This window comes from Aporhodopirellula sallentina SM41, from assembly GCF_000346505.1.
In the GTDB taxonomy this organism is placed as follows: domain Bacteria; phylum Planctomycetota; class Planctomycetia; order Pirellulales; family Pirellulaceae; genus Rhodopirellula; species Rhodopirellula sallentina.
The window spans coordinates 1-17405 of sequence record NZ_ANOH01000230.1 but is presented as its reverse complement, the minus strand read 5'-3'; the positions used below and the strand labels follow the sequence as shown (position 1 = coordinate 17405).

Genomic DNA, 17405 nt, shown 5'->3' with positions numbered 1-17405 from the left:
GTTTCCCGTCAACATTTGAGTCATCGCCGGGGCGTGATTGATTTGTTCGCCATGAACCGACCGGACAAAGCACAGATCGTCGACGATCTCGGCTGTGCGTGGCAGCAGGTCACTCACCCACATTCCCGATTCGCCACGGCGTCTGCCCTTCCAAGCTGCAGCGAGACATGGTTTCGACTTCTGTCCTGCCGTCATCGTGGTCTGACGGAGGCCTTGCAGGATGCTGTCGGGGACCTCCTCGCCTTGCATCTTTCGCAGTGTTTCTTTGTCGTCGAACAAGTCGACATGCGAGGGACCTCCCGACTGCATGAGATAAATGACGCGTTTGGCCTTGGGAGGAAAATGCGGCAGCGTCGATGTCTCTGCAGCCAACAGGTCACCGAGCGCCGGCATACCGATCGACAACGACAGGCTGCTTAGAAAAGTGCGGCGATTAAGTGCAAATGGATTCATCGTCATGGGGACCTTCTTGATGTTTACGAACATCATTTCGAGGCAAGTGTGAGTTTTGAATGTGTGCGATTCAAACGAATCGGGGGTCCGGCTTTACCACGATTCACAATGGATGGGGGCAGGACGTGCGTCTACTTGCATAAGGTTTCGTCGAGATTCAATACCAACAGAGCGACCGTCGTCCATGCGGCGTGTTCAGGTGCCGGAAGGGTGTCGTCCACGGGTGCCTCGCCGGTCGATATCAACTCGGTTGCGGCCTTGGGATGTTTTTCGAAACGAGTTCGCGCGAGATCGAGGGACCGCTGCAACGTCGCCAACTCTTCGGTTTCCGGTGTGCGGGCGGTTGCGGCGTAGAACATTTGCTTCAGTCGTTCCCGGTCAGCCTCAATCCGAGCCAAGGACGAGGCCCACACGCGTGCGGCTTCGACATAGGTCGTATCGTTCAACGTGATCAGAGCGTGCAGCGGCGTGCTCGTTCGCCTGATCGCCACCGAACAGGATTGCCGGCTCGGAACGTCAAAGAAGTTTGCCGGAGCAACCACACGACGCCAAACGGTGTAAAGACTGCGACGATAGAGTTTTTCACCGTCGTCACGCATGTAGTGGTTCTTGTTGAGGCTCATCGACTCCCAAATGCCGCCGGGTTGATAGGGAGCGACGGGAGGGCCGCCGATCTCGGCATGAAGCAGACCGGACAACGAGAGTGCTTGGTCGCGAAGCAATCGCGAGTCTAGACGCATCCGGGGGCCGCGAGCCAACCATTCATTGTGCGGATCGCGGGCGATCGTCTCGGCATCCACGATCGCGGATTGGCGATAGGTTCGGGACAACACGATCCCCTTCATCAACTCTTTCACGTTCCACCCGCTCTCGCGAAATTCGACGGCGAGCCAATCGAGCAAATCGGGATGGGTGGGCAACGCACCTTGCAATCCAAAATCGTCCGGAGTCGAAACGAGCCCACGACCGAACAACAACTGCCACAATCGATTCACCGTGACTCTCGAGGTCAGCGGGTGTTCCGGCGATACTATCCAACGAGCCAGATCCAGACGATTCGGTTTCCTTCCCTCTTTCAAATCGAGCGGCGGGAGAAATTCCGGAACGGTCGGTTCGACTTTCTCACCCGGCGTCTCGTAGTTTCCTCGCAAGTAGACGAAGGTTTCGCGTGGTTGATCATCTCGCATCACCATCACGAGTGGGATTTGTGCTTGCAACCGACTTTCGATCGCCACCTGTTTCGATATCTCTTTTTGAATCGACTTCCATGGCTCGACTCGCTTCAAGAAGGTATCGATCAATCTTTTGAAACCGTTGTCCTTGGGGTTGTCTAGATCCGCACTCAGCAAAAATCTCGCGACGTACTCCGACGGCTTGATTCGAGTCGCCCCTAATTCGGGATCGTCGCGAATTTCCTGAATCCATTCTCGAGCGGCAGCGACGTACTCATCTCGTCGTGCCTCCAGTTTTCTCCTGGCTTGGGCTACGTTCTTTTTCGCGTCGGCGAGTTCCTGCTTCAGTTTCTCTTCTCCGACCGCGATGAACGGTTTGTCGACCCAGTAGTTGACCGCGTAGGGGCGATCGGGATCTTTCACCGACATCTTTTTGCTGGTCATGCCGGTCTCGCTGATCTGGTTGAAGAAACCCATCAGTGAGTAGTAATCGCTCTGTTTCAGCGGATCGAATTTGTGGTCGTGACACTGGCAACAACCGACCGTGAGGCCCAACCACGTGGTGCCGGTTGTTTCCACGCGATCAAAGTTATTCTTGGCCCGGTTTTCATCCGGGATCGAGCCACCCTCGGCTTGAATCATGTGATTGCGATTGAATGCCGTGGCGATCAACTGTGCTTCCGTTGGATTGTCGAGCAGGTCGCCGGCGAGTTGTTCGATCGTGAATTGATCGAATGGCATGTTCGTGTTGAACGCATTGATCACCCAATCTCGCCACGGCCAATTCATCCGGTAGGCATCGGTTTGGAAACCGTTGGTGTCGGCGAACCGAGCCACATCCAACCAATCCAACGCCATCCGTTCGCCGTACATCGGTGATGCCAAGAGTCGATCGACCGCACGCGCATACGCGGGTTCTCCGTCGTTGCGAACCGCTTCTTCAAACGCGATCAGATCTTCGACCGTTGCCGGCACCCCGATCAGATCCAAGGTCACACGTCGCAACCATTTGGCGGGCGCCGCTTCTTTGGCAAACTGAAATCCGTGAAGTTGGTGTCGTCGGCCGACGAAGTCATCGATCGCGCCGGACGTGTCGGTTGCTTCGGTTTGGGGACGTTCCGGTTTGACGAACGCCCAATGGGGTTCGTACTGTGCCCCCTCCGCGATCCATCGGCGGATCAGGTTAGCCTCCTCTTTGGTAATTGCCTGTTTGTGTGCCGAGGGTGGAGGCATCACTTCGTCGGGATCGTCGCTGGTGATCCGGTAGATGATTTCCGAGTCTTCCGGCGCGTCGAAATCAAACAGGTATTCTGCCTCGTCACGCATGTCGAGCCGCAGACCTGCTTCGCGATGATTCTCATCGAACCCGTGGCAGTAGTAGCAGCGATCGGACAAAATCGGACGGATGTCTCGATTGAACGAGATATCGCTGGCCGCCGTCCATGGGCCGACCGCGAAAGCGATGAACAATCCGCACAGGGCGGTGAGGGTTGAGTTCTTCATACCACCAAGGGTAGTGGATCCGCACCGAAGAACAATTTACGAATGTTCGTAAGCTATACCTAAAAGGCCGAGAAACGATGTGTAATCTCACGGTAATTCTCGGTTGAGTCGACCATGCAGGGGGCCGATATCACTAGGTAGCTCGATAAAAAACGGGTAACACGTTGGTCTATATAGTTGCGGTTTCTTTTTACGTCGGCGGATCAACAAGGCGTTCACGAATCGCGAGCGCGACCGCAGCGGTCGCGCCGTTGACGTGGAGTTTTCGATAGATGCAACGCGTCACGTAATCGAGAGTGTGTAGATTTAGATCGAGTTCGCTCGCGATTTGTTTGCGAACCAACCCACGCGTCATCGCTTCCAAAACGGTCTGCTCTCTCGTGTTTAACCCATAGTCGGGCTGTTCCGGTGCGAGTTCTGCAAACATTTTCAAGACGCGTCCGGCGATCCGCGGATGGATCGGTGCGGCGCCCTGCAAGACTTGCTCGATCGCTTCGCAAACCCGAGCGATTGAATCCGATTTCAAACAGTAACCCGACGCGCCTGCTTTGAGCGCACGGAAGATTTTCTCGTCGTCTTCGAAGACGGTTAAGATCAGCACGGTCGCGTCGGGCAAACGTTGTTTGATTTCGCCGATCCCATCGATTCCGTCGATGCCCGGTAAATCGATGTCCATCAAAAAGACGTCTGGCGAGTTTCCTTCATCGATTGCGGCAATCGCGTCTTCGCAATTGCTGAACTCGTTCGCCACCACATCATCGGCGAGCAATCTCAGGCCACGGACGGTCGCATTTCGAAACCGTGCGTTGTCTTCAACGATCCAGATCTCGATCGTTGATTTTCCGGATTTGGGCTCGTTTTCAGAGGGCATTCTGCATCCTGTCTTGCTCGCGTAGGACGGGCATCTTGTCTGTCATTTTCGCATCTCGATTGTCAACTGCGTGCCTTCGCCAGGTTGAGATTCGATCGCCAGCGAACCGCCGAGTTTTCGAATCCGCGTCTTCATGCTTTGCAGGCCCATCCCACGCGACTCCATTTTGTTTTCCCACGCGACCGCATCAAACCCGTCCCCGTTGTCCTGGACCGAGATCCGCCATCGTTGCATTGACTCGCTGCCTTCGACGACGACTTCGGTCGCGTTGGAGCTTCGTGCGATGTTGGCGAGCATGGCTTTGAAGATCAAGACGATTTCTCGCTCGACTTTCTCGCCGGGGCGAAAGTCTTCGAACGCGGAATCGAGTTTCCACACCAATGCGACTCCCGGCAACATTCGTTTTGCGATTGAACGCAACTGGCCGGCGAGATGCTCTTCGCTGCGTTTGGGGCCGCCGAGCAACCACAGGGTTTCCCGCATCGAATCGGTGCACTCGCTCGCCAGTTCACGCACCGAATGCCAATCCTCTTTTGATTGTTCGTCGGATGGAATCGCTTCGCCCAACTCGCCAATCCGTGAGATGGCAGCGAGGTTGCTGCCGATCTCGTCGTGGAGGTCTTGGGCGAGCCGCAAACGAAACTCCGCTCTTTGTCGACCACGACGGTTTCGTTGTTGCCACAGAAAAATACCGAATATGATCACTAACATGCCGGCACCCGCCATCGCGATTCGCCTTGCACGATCGCGAGCAATGATCGTTTGACGCTCGATCGTATCCGTCGCCCTTGTCATCTCGTGTTGAAGACGGCGAGCCGATGCCCATCGATCGACCCACTGCAGCAGCGTTGTGATCGGGCCATAGCTCGCTTCGCCGTCTACGAGAAGGGACAGTGCACGATCGCCTCGCCAGTGCAACGCCGTCACGGGTTTTTCGAACGCCACGTTTTCGCTTCCACGCAGCACTTGGGCCTCCGACAGTCCGACTTTGTTGGTGTTTGCCAGAGACCCTTGTTCGATGGCGATCCGTACGTATCTACCCTCGGCATCCGGTGTCAAAAACGTGACTGGGTTATTGCCGGGTGGTTCGAAAGGCGTGTCCGTTTGAAACAAGACGTCGGATGTTTCGAAGTTCTTATCGTCGGATACTTCGATTCGAAATTGAGAGGGGAAGGCGTAGCCGGGATAGTCCGCACCTTGTCTCGCGTGAACGGAAAACAGCCGGATCGCGTCGAACGGTTGAGTCTCTTCCAAGTCGATCTGAAACCAAACCTGGTCGCTCGGGTTGTCCGATCGTAGAAACACTCCGTCGAACTTGGGTAGACTCTCTCCTTCATGCAGTGAGCGGATCTGCGGCCCCAATGGCGTGCGTCCATCCACCAAATATTTCGGCAACCAAACCGGCGGCAGCATCGTCGCGCCGGTCATCGTGACGTTAACGTTCAATGCCAAGTTTTGGTCGCCGCGGATGACCATCACTTCGGACAACGCGTACGTCCACCGTCCCGCAACCTCAGCCAACTCGGTCACGGTCACACGCACGTATCGCACCCGAACATCAGGCGTTTTGATCACGACGGGAAATGGGCTGTCGATGTCGAGTTGCTGATCGCCGGAATCATAGAGCAACTGATACGAACGGAAGTCCTTCGTCATCGACCCGTCAATTCGAAACCGACGAGGAAACGCATACGGTCGGATCCCGTCGTTGACCGCACCCGAGATGGCAGGCACGATCACGATCCGGTCGAACGTCTGCGGCCGTCCAAGATCCAACTGAATCCACGGAGACTGAGGCGGTGGCGTCGTGCCCATGTGAAGCTGCGCGCCGGCTTGTTGGACTGTTTGCCGCAACCGCAACGCTCCGAGTTCCGCAAACTCGGTCCGCAGCTCATCCAATCGGGCCGTCGACTTGCGAAGTTCTGACGAGAAAATGCCCCAGCCATTGGCCAGCACCCGGTTGCCGGAACAGGTAGTGAAAACTACCAGGAATAGCGTAACGGTGAGGAATCGGGCAAACGGCATGAGTTGTCGGTTCAGTGAAATTGACAGCGCGAGCAAACTGGGCATAGGCGGTCGCACGGAGGTAAAACTCGAATTCCACCGTAGCTCGGTTTTCGAGTGAAACCCGTAGTGGATGACGCAAGGAATCCCTCGACGCGATTTTGCATTGAGGACTCGTTGCCTCGTCCACTATCCGAAAACGAACTTGACGTGAAGTATTCGAACGCCCGCGTGTTCGGTTGAGTGATTCACCAACACCATCGACGATTATGGTTTGATCGCACGTGTAGCGATGAACGTATCAATGTACTCTGAGATCGGATCGGCATCTTCCTCGGCATATTTATCTTCAAACATTCCTGTCAAATGAAATCCCGCTCGGAGTTGCTCACCGATCTGGTCTTCCAATGTGTGCCCAAACTCGAGCGGTTCGGCCGCGGCGATTGCTGCTTGAATATGGGGCTCGTCGAGATGCTCGCGATCGGAATATGGCAACCGATAGGTGACCCGAAGGCTGCCGTTCTCTTTGCGTTCATCCTCGAACAAATAACGCAGCGGGTTGATGAAGCCAGCCATCAATACTCCTCCGCTGCGCAGAACGCGGAAACACTCCCGCCAAACCGGAACGACATCCGGCACGAACATGTTGGAACAGGGGTGAAAGATGAAATCGAAACTCTCATCCGCAAACATCTCGAGGTTCGCCATATCCCCCTGCACAAAACGCATGTCCAGACCGTCGCGTTCGGCAACGTGGCGGTCTTGTTCGAGTTGTCGCGGTGAATTGTCGAAGACGGTCACCTTGGCTCCCGCCGCGGCGAGGATCGGTGCCTGCTGTCCACCGGCGGACGCCAGGCAAAGCGTTTGCGTTCCTGGCAGCGAGGGAAACCAATCCGCAGGAACCGGCCGCGTCGGCGTGAGTACGATCTCAAACTGACCGGCTCGGGCGAGTTCAATGGTTTCCTTGGAGACCGGCGTCGTCCAACGGTTCGCCGATTCAACCTGTCGATCCCAAGCCTTGCGGTTGTGTTCGAGTACGTCTTGATTTTCCATGCGTATCGCTTTCAGGGCGTATGAAGTGTGTGTGAGCCTTCGTTGTTCGTGTAACGCCGAGCATGAGCAATAACGCGACGTCCAGGTTCGCGTTGCCATGTTGATCGACTGCATCAAAGATAGAGCATTTTGAAATTTGACGTGTTCGATACACGTAGCGTTATTCACGTGAGTTCAGGCAAGCGGTAGTGGATCTTGTAAAAGATCCTCATGCAGCAGGATCTTTCACAAGATCCACTACTCGAACATCGCTCTCCATTTGAACAACCGGTCACCGGTGCGCAACCGCACACATGCGTCGTCCGTATGTGACCAATCAATGACTCTTCGCGGCGGACTAGTATTCCACTGCAGCGTGGCTTTCGGGTGGAATCGTAGTGGATGACGCAAGGAATCCCCGTGCGTGGCTAGCGCATCAAGGACTCGTCGCGTCGTCCACTACCCGAAAATCGAGTTGACAAGAAGTATTAGCAGCCAACGAAAGACCGCGTGAGTCTAATTGCCGCCGATCACGCGGGTGATCACCGCTTGCAATTCGGGGACACTCACTGGTTTAAGGAGAAACGCAGAAATCGACGGGCAATCTTCGACGGACGGACGTTCATGTGATGAAACCACGATCACCGGTGTCGATTGACTTTCACGGATTTTTTTCGCCGCTTCGATTCCCGATAGCTGAGGCATTCGTATGTCCGTGATCACCAAGTCGGGGTGAGTACGACCGCAAAGCTCGACGAGATGCACGCCATCGACCGCCTCTCCCACGACATCGCATCCGATTTTCTCCAGCAACCGCCGAAACCCTTGGCGGATGTCTTCTTCGTCATCGGCGATCAGTATTCTCGGACGCGTTCTCATCATGTCAGGGCAGTGGCCCGCTATCTTTTCGAAGTCAAAGTACCGCAAAACTCGTAACGCTCATCCACCCGGTGCCGCTAAGATCGCGGCAACCGAATGATGAATTCCGCACCGATCGGACGATCGCAATTGGTTTCGATCGTGCCGCCGTGGGTTTCAACGAGACGTTTTGCAATCGCCATGCCAAGGCCGGTCCCTTTGGCTTTGGTCGTTTGAAAGGCCTCGAAGACTCGTTCGCGGATTTCCTCATCCAAACCCGGTCCGTTGTCAGAAACACGGATCGTTAGAAACTCAATTTCCCCCTCCCCTTCGTTACCCGCCGCAACCTCTACCTGTGCGTCAACGTCGATTTGTACTGGATCTTCACACGCGGCGAGCGAGTTTTCGAACAAGTTTCGAAACACCTGCTCCAACCGAAAGTCGTCAATCAAACACTCCAGGTTAACCTCATTGACGTTCTCGTTCAGTTTCACGTCGCGGTCCCGGCGAGCGACGGCCAAGTTCGACCATGCTTGACGCCAAACTTCCGCGAGGTCCGTCCGTGATCGGTTCAGTTTGATCGAACCGGCGAAACTGCGCAGTTCATCGTGCATCCGTTCCAAGTCCGATTTCGCGCGACTGATCCGATCGAGGTCCTCTTTCGCATCGCTGCCTTCTTCGATTTCGTAGCTGAGCACGTCGACACCGACTTGGATGCGTTGCAACGCGTTACGACTTTCGTGGGCGATGGCCGACACCATTTGTCCCATCGCCGCGAGTCGTTCAGCCTGAACGAGTCGATTTTGGCTTTCCTGTAGTTTCGCCTCCGCAATTTTTCGGTCGGTGATGTCGCGGATCAAACCGAGATAGCCGATCGCTTTTTCATCGTCGTCTCGAATCGCGACCGCAACCATCTCGCCTGGAAATACCTCGCCCGATTTGCGACGCCAATTGATCTCCACGATCGAAAGGTTTTCGTCGAGGTCGAGGTTAAATCTTTGCTCGCCGAGTCGCTCATGGTCTTCCTCGGTGGCGTACAGAAAGGTGGTCCGTTTGCCGATCACCTCTTCCGGTTGATATCCAAACATCCGAACCGCACTGCGACTGAAGTGGGTAATCTCGCGATCGAGATTGCTCGAAACGAGAGCATCGGGAACGCCGTTGACGATCGTTTTTAACATCGCCCGTTCGAGTTCGACCGAGTTTTGATAGCGGACCCGCTCGATCGCCAATGCGGCGAGGTTCGCGCAGTTCGATACGAACTCCAACTCGCTTTCTTCCGGCGACCGCGGACATCGGTAGTACATCGCGAAAGTACCGAGAACGTTTCCGCTCGAACCGATGATCGGTTCGGACCAACACGCCTGCAACGACGAACTCAACGCGATATCACGAGCCTTCTCCCAGAGCGGATCGGTATTGATGTCGTTGACAATCACACGTTTGCCCGTGAAGGCCGCCGTTCCACAAGATCCCATTCTGGGGCCGGGCTTCGTCCCATCAATGGCCCGGCAATATGCCTCGGGCAAACGACGTGAGGCACCGTTGCGAAGACGTCCGGTCTCTTCATCCACCAATAAAACCGACGCGATCATCTCCGGTCGAGATTCTTCGGCGACATCGACCAAGGTGTGCAACACCTCGTCCAGGGAAGCACCTTTGGCCAACTGCTTCAAAACTCGCGTTTGGCCGTGAAGGTCCCGTTCCAATAACTTTTGTGCTTCGCTCATCTCTTGGTAGAGCCTGGTAGTTCGTATACTCTGCGATGAAATCACGCGTCCGTCATCGGACGTGTACCCGTGACGTCAACAAGGGGCCCCACGTTGTCAATACAATACCAAACCGCATGAACAACGAAACCTTCGACATCCTTTTCATCGATGATGACCCTGACTTTGCCGCCGGGTGTGTGCGATGGTTCCAAAAAAACGGCCATAAGGTCACCCACACGACCAGTGGCCAGGATGGCATCGGGCTGTGCGAGAAGCAGGATTTTGACATTGCCGTTCTCGATTGGAACCTGCCCGGACTCGATGGACTCGAACTCCTGCAGCGGATGCGAGACCATAGCCCTGACACGGAGGTGATCGTCCTGACCGGCGAGGGGTCGATTGAAAACGCGGTCGAATCGATGCGTCGTGGCGTGTTCGATTTTCTATCCAAACCGTTCCCGATGGGCGAACTCGAGCGACGCTGCCTCGGCGCGTTGCAACGTCGGAAGCTTCGCAAAGAGAACACGCAGCTTCGTGAAGTCATCGGGCGGACCAAATCACGATCAGTCGAGATGATCGGCGAATCGGCAAAGATGCGGCAGGTCTTTCGTCTGATCGAAAAGGTCGCTCCCACCGATAACCCGGTGTTGATCGAAGGCGAGAGCGGAACGGGCAAAGAACTCGTCGCGCAGGCGATCCATCAAAACAGCCTCCGAGCGAAACAACCGATCGTGACAGTGAACTGCGCCGCGCTGCCGGAACAGTTGGTTGAGAGCGAACTGTTTGGGCATGAGAAGGGTTCGTTCACCGGAGCCACCGCAGCAAAACCCGGGCTGTTCGAAGTCGCCGACGGCAGCACGTTGTTTATCGATGAAATCGGCGAGATGCCGCTTGCCTTGCAACCCAAACTCCTCCGTGTTCTCGAAGACGGATCGTTGCGGCGAGTCGGGTCAGAGAAAGAACGACGCGTTGACGTGCGTATCGTCGCGGCAACGAATCGTCACCTCAAAACCGAAGTCGACGAGGGCCGCTTTCGCGAAGACCTCTACTACCGCATCAACGTGCTGACGATCGATTTGCCGCCTCTGCGAGAGAGAGGTGAGGACATTCAATTGCTCGTCAAACACTTCATCGGCGAACAACACGAAATCGATGAAGAAGCGCACGCCGCTCTTCTGGCTCACTCCTGGCCGGGCAACATCCGGCAACTGATCAACACGATCAAACGTGCCAAAATTCTCGCCGATGACGAGATCACCTTGGATGATCTTCCCGAAGAACTGCATCACTACTCGTCGCCCGCAGATTCAGATATCGATCAGCCCCAGGGGTCATTGATCGCGTTGCAACGCGATCACATCCTCGAAGTGCTCAACCGAGAAAAGGGAAACAAGTCTGCGGCCGCACGGGCTCTCGGCGTCGAACGCCGAAAGCTATACCGGTTGATGAAACAGCACGGCATCGAAGGCTAAGAATCTGTCGGAAACCCAATCAGCGGAACGGCATTCGCCGCGGCTGCGATGCGAAAACCGGCTTGAAAACCGGCGTGAACGCTCACCGGTTCGGTCGTTTCCAAAAACGCCGTAGCTGATGTCGCCAGACTTCGGTGGCGTGAATTGTCGGCGAACTCAGCTACTGGGAACGCCTGGGGCATTCATTGCGGCGCCCGCATTGCGCCAACGGCTTTCAAACGCTGCGCACATTCGGGCAACCGTCGCGATTTCGGTCGCATGACGCGGGGCAGTGACATTGCTCTGTTTTTCGCGTTTTCTCTTGGTTTGACGCGTGTTTTCGTCAGTGGCACGACTGTTGCTACCACCTCCGCCTGACGGACGCCAACATGCACCGAACGGGCATCGAGGGTGTTCGTCAACCCAAAGCGATAACCAGCCTCCACAACCAAATAGCAAACGCAGCCACATCCATGACTCAACCAGCCACACTCGAATCGGTTACCGAAAACCACCTCGATATCGTCCACTACGCGAAGTCACGTTACTCCACCAAGACATACGATCCAACCCGCAAAATTTCAGACGACGACATCGACAAAGTCAAAGACTTGTTGCGATTCAGTCCATCGAGCACGAACGCTCAACCGTGGCACTTCCTGTTGGCGACAACCGACGAAGCGAAAGAAAAGGTCGCAAAATCGACTGACGAGAAGTATCCGTTCAACAGCCAAGCAATCCGCGACGCCTCCCATGTCGTCGTCTTTTGCAGCAAGCTCGAGATGGACGAAGACTTTCTACTTCGCGTTCTTGCTCAAGAAGAAAAGGACGGCCGTTTCGAATTGGCGCCTGAGTTCAAAGAGAAGATGCATCAGGCTCGCAACATGTTTATCAACATGCACAAGCACGACCTTAAAGACGTTCAACACTGGATCGACAAACAGGTCTACCTGAACGTCGGTCAGTTCCTGTTGGGTGTCTCAACGCTTGGCATCGACGCGACGCCGATGGAGGGTTTTGATGCAAAGGTTCTCGATGAACAGTTTGGCCTTCGAGATCGTGGATACGCGAGCCTCGTTGTTGTAACGCTCGGTTATCGGAACGCCGAAGAAGATTACAACGCGGGGCTTCCCAAGTCACGCATGCCGTTCTCTGAAATCCTTACCGAAGCCTGATCTCGACGCCTGTGACGCAATGCCGCGTCGGCGTACGCTTTCCACCGGGACGAGTGGTGGCGTACGCTTCCTGAACCCCCGCGGCGAACCGCTCTGTTTCAGGCAATTCTTTCCCGTACTTTCAACCTCACTGTTTTTCAAATGTCATTCAATGCTATCGTCGTCGAACCTACCGGCGACGACGAAGTCGCTGTTTCGATTGAACCACTCACCGACGACCAACTGCCTGAAGGTAATGTGACGGTTGCCGTGGAATACTCGACCGTCAACTACAAAGACGGTCTATGCATGCGGCCCAAAAACGGACTCGTTCGGCATTATCCTCACGTGCCCGGAGTTGATTTCGCGGGCACTGTCGAAACATCGAGCGACCCCCGATACAAACCCGGTGACAAAGTTATCCTGACCGGATGGCGAGTCGGTGAAACTCACTGGGGAGGCCTCTCGCAGAAGGCCCGCGTCAATGCGGATTGGTTGGTACCGCTGCCCGAAGGTCTCTGCACGAAACGAGCCATGGCTGTTGGTACGGCTGGACTCGCGGCGATCCTCGCAATCAATGCGTTGGAGGATCACGGTTTGAAACCTGGTCAAGGCCCGGTGCTCGTTACCGGGGCGGCCGGCGGCGTCGGTTCGATAGCAACCGCCACGCTCAGCAACCTCGGTTACGAAGTGGCCGCCGTCACCGGACGTGCCGAAGCCGACAACTACCTCCGTTCGCTCGGGGCGAGCCAGATTGTTGCTCGCGAGGATATCGGCTCGGTGACGAAGCGACCGTTGGAATCGGAAACCTGGGCCGGATGCGTGGACGCCGTGGGCGGTGAAATGCTCGCTCGAGTTCTCGGACAAATGAAGTACGGTGCATCCGTTTCGGCGGTAGGCTTGGCGGGTGGTGCCTCGTTGCCAGCCTCGGTTATTCCATTCTTGCTGCGTGGGGTGAATTTGCTCGGCATCGACAGCGTCATGCAACCGTATGAAAACCGCGTGCGGGCATGGCAACGCATCGCGAACGACTTGCCATTTGACGCTCTCGATCAAATGATGCATCCCGCCACGCTCGCGGACGTTCCGAAATTGGCAGCCGACATTCTCAAAGGCCAAGTCCGAGGGCGTGTCGTCGTCGACGTGAACGCGTAGTACGCAAACGCGTGGTGTTTATCCGGATGTACTCATGCATCCTGCGACGCGATTTCAAGATGCCCTTGGAATGTCGCGACGCCCGGCGGCGGATCACTCTTTGAAGGTCTGCTGCCGGTGGGATTGAATGAGTTGATATTGCTGGATTGAGGCAGTCGGATCGTCAACAATGCGTTTTTCGAAACGCATCTTCGTTGATCCGTTGAGAACCTCGTCCCACGCCAAGGTGCGTCGTGCATTATTTCAGCGGTCTCCGCAATTCCGTTCTGGGCGATCTTATCGGACTCATTCTGCTCACTTGCGCAGTCCCGATGCTCTATTGGAATGAGCGTTTCACCGTTCGCACGTTCGCAGGCCTCGGCGAAGCAAGTTCACTAATCACGAAAGCCAGCCCGGTTGCGATTGCGAAAGAGAACGAAGGAAAACTGATTCACGTCGCGGGTCGGGCAGACACCGAACAAACGCTTCATGATGCTGACTTCGGGATCGAGTACGAGGGCATCAAACTGCAGCGTCACGTTGAGGTTTATCAGTGGTTCAAATACCGGAAGTCGTCCAGTAGCTCATCGAAATGGAATCGATATCGTTACGAGAAAAAGTGGTCATCGGAGCTGAATCATCTCAACGGACTTTTCGATTCTTCCAGTCGACAAAACCCACGACGGATGTTGGTCGAACCATCCGTCCAATATGCGAGTGATGTCAAGCTCGGAAAGTTTCGCTTGCCTCAATCGTTGATCACTCGAGTCGATGCACCGGTTCCTGTTCCGATCAACTTCAAAAACATGGAACGGAAACTCGCGAAAAGAATTGCGAATCAACGTGCTGGACTCCAACGGTACGTGTATCTAAAAGGGGAAGGCAATCGTTCAGATCGTCTCGAAGTCGGGGATCATAGGATCTGGTTCACTGCGACACCTTCGACGTCGGTCAGCGTGGTCGCCCGGCAAAGCGGCGCAACACTGTCCCCGTTCTTTACGACGTCCGACACCGAGATCTTCCTTCTGATAAATGGCCTGGTTGAACCCAAGGACATGCTCCAATCCGACGACGCTACCCACGAGAGTTCTGCGTGGGGCACCCGATTCGCCTGCGGATTGATGATGCTTCTCGGCAGTTTCTTTGTGCTTCGCCCTCGTACTGACGAAATGGATCGGGTGCGATTCCTGACACCGTTTCGACACCTCAGTGATTTCTTCTCATCGGTGCTCGTTACTGGTGTCTGCATGCTCGCTGTGTTCGGTGCTGCATGGATCATCGACTCACCGGTCATCGGCATCGCATTGTTTGCGGTTTCCATTCTGTTGGTTTATCTGCTCGTCAAAAGGTCACGAGCCAACCAGATACGTGAAGCTGCACGACAAATCGAAACCGAAACGAAGAATACAAATCGAGCGAGGCGCAAGAGTCGCCAGAGACGAAGACGCCGTTTGGCCAAGTGACGGATTTCGACTCCCGCAGGAACACGAAGGCCCTCCAAATTGGCCCGCGCGGCAGAGTCGCCATTGGTTCGCTAGCGTTGCTCCGGTTATCTGGTGAGAACCGCGGCGAACGCCGATCGGCTGATTCATTGGGATGTAGGACCGGTTCCTACCGGCCGATTCAAATCCGTCCGGTAGGAACCGAACGTACATCCGAGTGCGAGAATCTGGCTTCTTAGGCCAACGCAGAATGCCGATAGGGATGTGCTATTTTACCACACGCAGATTTTGATCTCGCCGTCCCATCGCGGTGCACGTCGTGACTACAATGGTCTGATGAGTCTCGTAGAGGGGCTGTTGCGAGGTCAGGGCGTCCTTTAGGGCGGGGTCGCTCGCAGACGCCACTGCTGAACCCCGCGTGTAAGAATGTCCTGCGAAACCACACGAGCGATCGAGTCTGCGCTGAACGTCGAGCTGAACCACTCGACTCTGCAGAGCTTGTACCTCGACGGAACGCTCAATGAGATGCTTCCTCGCGGAGAGTGTTGTTGGCTCGCCCGGGTCGACAGCGACGGTGAACTCGCCTCGATTGATATCATCGACAGCGAAACCGCCCGTCGTTTCAGGCAGTGTGCCGGACACGTCCGAGCCGGTGCCTTGATTATCGAGACACGCCACAACGTGGGTGGACTGGCGTCGACGACTCGCATCCTGAGTTCCCCGAGTCGGCGAACCTGGCCTCAACACGGCTAAACTCTCCGCACGGTTGCGAGCCTATCCGAATGTCGCGGCAAATTGATCAGTCGGCGGGCTTTCGGCTCGATTGTCTCGCGTTCACCGGGGTCAACATTGATCGGAGGATGAGTTTTCGGATAGAATTCGAGAAAGAAGTCCTAGATCGTCCTGCACCGTATCGCACCGCATCGTGGTGGTCGTCGTGGTTATCTTCAAGGTTTCCGGCGACCCATTCGAAAGTTTGTGCGTACACTAAACAGCATGCTACCCAACGTACCAACACATACCGTTTCCCGCGTGCCAGCATTGCTGGCGGTGGTGGTGTTGTGTGCTTGGCCGGCGTTTCAACCGCCCTGCTGTTGTGCGTCGGCGGCTAGCAACTCTGCGAACGTGGGGGCACCCACTTGCTGTCATGCGAGCGGAAATTCTCAAGCAACAACCGCACCCCGGGCGCATTGTTGTCAGTCCTCTGCCTCGCGTCATGCTGGGAAAACATCGTCGAACGACAGTCGCCATCTTTCTGAGAAACAAATCAAACCGTGCGACTGTTTCGACCAATCCCAATGTGATTGTGAAATCCGCGCCGAACTGACCGACGGTTGGATCAGTTCCCGTGTCATCAATTCAGACGACCAAACCGTGGTCGCTGATATGCCGATCGGTTTGCTGGCCGGTTGGATGATTCCGCCGCCGAACCAGTTAACGGTTCGGCAATTCGCTCCTTCCAGGTCTTCGGCGTTGACGTCGAAGGACCACTGCGCGCTGCTGTGCCGCTGGCTGAATTGAGAAACGCTACGAACCCCTGTTTGTTTTAGTTTTTCAATTGAGTTTTGGTTCTAAAGGAGCCTCGATAATGTTACGTACTTCCATGACCGTTGCCGCCATCGTATTGGTCGGTGTTGCTGTATTGTTTGTTTCACGAAATGCCATTTCTAATGAAAGTGCAGCAAACGCCTCTACCGTGAGTTGTCCATGCGGGCAATGCGATTCCGATTGCACCTGCTGCACGGATGAGAATGTCTCCTGTGACAACTGCGCTTGTGACGCGTGTGAGTGCACGGGATGTGTGTCGACCGTGGAGGTCGCTTCCCAACCGCGTGCCTGCTGCAGCGGTAAGGCCTCATGCGACTTGGCGAACGTTCCCGCCGATGGTGATCTGATCGCCTCGGTAGACGATGTTGAATGCGCGTGCGGTGAATGCGACGCCGATTGCAAGTGCTGCTCTGACGAATCCGTGTCATGTGATGATTGCAGTTGCGAATCGTGCGAGTGCAGCGGATGCGTCGAAGAGACGGCCAACAACGCTTAACGAAAGCGGCCAGTCCAATGCAAACGTCCTGGCCAACGGTCGGTATGCAGTCTGTCAGCACGGCGAAACAGCGAGTGATAAACTGATCGCTCGGTGATATTCACTGGGTGCTTCCTGCACATTCCTGATCAACCCGTCGCTGATCAACACGTACACCTCGTCGGTTCATTCCGGCGAGGTGTTGTTTTGTTGGGGCGTTGTTTGGTTGATCGCAGACCCACGAGGCGTGCCGGAGCACGGTTTCTTTTTCCCGGCCGCCAACAGAGAGTCTGGCCAAGCCGCAAAAATCTAAAAAATTTGCGGCAGGTCGCGGACATCGTTCAAATAAGTGGCCATGTCCTGCTCCGATCCCCCACCGAAGACGCTGAGCGAAAGCGATTTCATGCGGCTGTTTGTCCAGCATGAACTCGCACTGCGCGCTTACGCTCGGTCCATCCTGCCCACCTGGAACGCGGTCGATGATGCGATTCAGGAAGCCAGCGTCACGATGTGGCAAAAGTTTTCTCAGCTCGACACGGAAGACGGATTCCTTCCATGGGCCAAGGTCATTGTCCGCTTCAAATGCCTCTCGCTGA

14 protein-coding genes are annotated in these 17405 nt (G+C 55.5%); 6 read left to right on the top strand and 8 right to left on the bottom strand.

Going from position 1 to position 17405, the window contains the following annotated elements:
- From RSSM_RS15985 to RSSM_RS15955, 7 genes are all read right to left on the bottom strand, one after another.
- The coding region (locus RSSM_RS15985) for a DUF1501 domain-containing protein (RefSeq protein WP_236621182.1) at positions 1-459 on the bottom strand (459 nt) is incomplete at its 3' end.
- 125 nt (positions 460-584) lie between these two features.
- A complete protein-coding gene (locus RSSM_RS15980; RefSeq protein ID WP_008680768.1) occupies positions 585-3128 on the bottom strand; it encodes a PSD1 and planctomycete cytochrome C domain-containing protein in 2544 nt (847 codons plus the stop codon).
- A 190-nt stretch (positions 3129-3318) separates the two neighbouring features.
- Positions 3319-3999 (bottom strand): response regulator transcription factor, encoded by a 681-nt coding sequence (locus tag RSSM_RS15975; RefSeq protein WP_008680765.1) that lies wholly within the window; start codon positions 3997-3999, stop codon positions 3319-3321.
- Positions 4000-4041: 42 nt separating this feature from the next.
- Positions 4042-6024 (bottom strand): discoidin domain-containing protein, encoded by a 1983-nt coding sequence (locus tag RSSM_RS15970; RefSeq protein ID WP_160168145.1) that lies wholly within the window; start codon positions 6022-6024, stop codon positions 4042-4044.
- A 246-nt stretch (positions 6025-6270) separates the two neighbouring features.
- Positions 6271-7056 (bottom strand): class I SAM-dependent methyltransferase, encoded by a 786-nt coding sequence (locus tag RSSM_RS15965; RefSeq protein ID WP_008680759.1) that lies wholly within the window; start codon positions 7054-7056, stop codon positions 6271-6273.
- Between the two features lie 495 nt (positions 7057-7551).
- Entirely contained in the window at positions 7552-7917 is a 366-nt protein-coding gene (locus tag RSSM_RS15960) for a response regulator (protein ID WP_008680757.1), read from the bottom strand.
- Positions 7918-7991: 74 nt separating this feature from the next.
- Positions 7992-9623, bottom strand: a complete 1632-nt coding sequence (locus tag RSSM_RS15955; protein ID WP_008680755.1) for an ATP-binding protein — start codon at positions 9621-9623, stop codon at positions 7992-7994.
- A gap of 116 nt (positions 9624-9739) precedes the next feature.
- On the opposite strand from RSSM_RS15955, the gene RSSM_RS15950 reads away from it, so the two are divergent.
- From RSSM_RS15950 to RSSM_RS15920, 5 genes are all read left to right on the top strand, one after another.
- Positions 9740-11077, top strand: a complete 1338-nt coding sequence (locus tag RSSM_RS15950; protein ID WP_008680753.1) for a sigma-54-dependent transcriptional regulator — start codon at positions 9740-9742, stop codon at positions 11075-11077.
- Between the two features lie 452 nt (positions 11078-11529).
- Complete coding sequence (locus RSSM_RS15935; RefSeq protein ID WP_008680749.1) at positions 11530-12231, top strand: oxygen-insensitive NAD(P)H-dependent nitroreductase NfsB; 702 nt, start codon at positions 11530-11532, stop codon at positions 12229-12231.
- A gap of 141 nt (positions 12232-12372) precedes the next feature.
- Entirely contained in the window at positions 12373-13365 is a 993-nt protein-coding gene (locus tag RSSM_RS15930; RefSeq protein WP_008680742.1) for an MDR family oxidoreductase, read from the top strand.
- Positions 13366-13676: 311 nt separating this feature from the next.
- Positions 13677-14807 (top strand): TMEM43 family protein, encoded by a 1131-nt coding sequence (locus tag RSSM_RS15925; RefSeq protein ID WP_008680733.1) that lies wholly within the window; start codon positions 13677-13679, stop codon positions 14805-14807.
- A gap of 405 nt (positions 14808-15212) precedes the next feature.
- On the top strand, positions 15213-15539 hold the full coding sequence (locus RSSM_RS15920; protein WP_008680732.1) for a hypothetical protein: 327 nt from the start codon (positions 15213-15215) through the stop codon (positions 15537-15539).
- Positions 15540-16340: 801 nt separating this feature from the next.
- Here RSSM_RS15920 and RSSM_RS33230 read toward each other — a convergent pair.
- Positions 16341-16553, bottom strand: coding sequence for a hypothetical protein (locus RSSM_RS33230; protein ID WP_144059861.1), 213 nt, complete (start codon positions 16551-16553; stop codon positions 16341-16343).
- A 611-nt stretch (positions 16554-17164) separates the two neighbouring features.
- On the opposite strand from RSSM_RS33230, the gene RSSM_RS15905 reads away from it, so the two are divergent.
- The coding region (locus RSSM_RS15905) for a sigma factor (protein WP_044302724.1) at positions 17165-17405 on the top strand (241 nt) is incomplete at its 3' end.

Excerpts from the sequence above, each read along its gene's own strand:
- RSSM_RS15930 (WP_008680742.1), top strand. The coding sequence starts at position 12,373 with ATGTCATTCAATGCTATCGTCGTCGAACCTACCGGCGACGACGAAGTC.
- RSSM_RS15960 (WP_008680757.1), bottom strand. The coding sequence starts at position 7,917 with ATGATGAGAACGCGTCCGAGAATACTGATCGCCGATGACGAAGAAGAC.
- RSSM_RS15965 (WP_008680759.1), bottom strand. The coding sequence starts at position 7,056 with ATGGAAAATCAAGACGTACTCGAACACAACCGCAAGGCTTGGGATCGA.
- RSSM_RS15920 (WP_008680732.1), top strand. The coding sequence starts at position 15,213 with ATGTCCTGCGAAACCACACGAGCGATCGAGTCTGCGCTGAACGTCGAG.
- RSSM_RS15935 (WP_008680749.1), top strand. The coding sequence starts at position 11,530 with ATGACTCAACCAGCCACACTCGAATCGGTTACCGAAAACCACCTCGAT.
- RSSM_RS15955 (WP_008680755.1), bottom strand. The coding sequence starts at position 9,623 with ATGAGCGAAGCACAAAAGTTATTGGAACGGGACCTTCACGGCCAAACG.
- RSSM_RS15975 (WP_008680765.1), bottom strand. The coding sequence starts at position 3,999 with ATGCCCTCTGAAAACGAGCCCAAATCCGGAAAATCAACGATCGAGATC.
- RSSM_RS15925 (WP_008680733.1), top strand. The coding sequence starts at position 13,677 with ATGCTCTATTGGAATGAGCGTTTCACCGTTCGCACGTTCGCAGGCCTC.
- RSSM_RS15980 (WP_008680768.1), bottom strand. The coding sequence starts at position 3,128 with ATGAAGAACTCAACCCTCACCGCCCTGTGCGGATTGTTCATCGCTTTC.
- RSSM_RS15950 (WP_008680753.1), top strand. The coding sequence starts at position 9,740 with ATGAACAACGAAACCTTCGACATCCTTTTCATCGATGATGACCCTGAC.
- RSSM_RS15970 (WP_160168145.1), bottom strand. The coding sequence starts at position 6,024 with ATGCCGTTTGCCCGATTCCTCACCGTTACGCTATTCCTGGTAGTTTTC.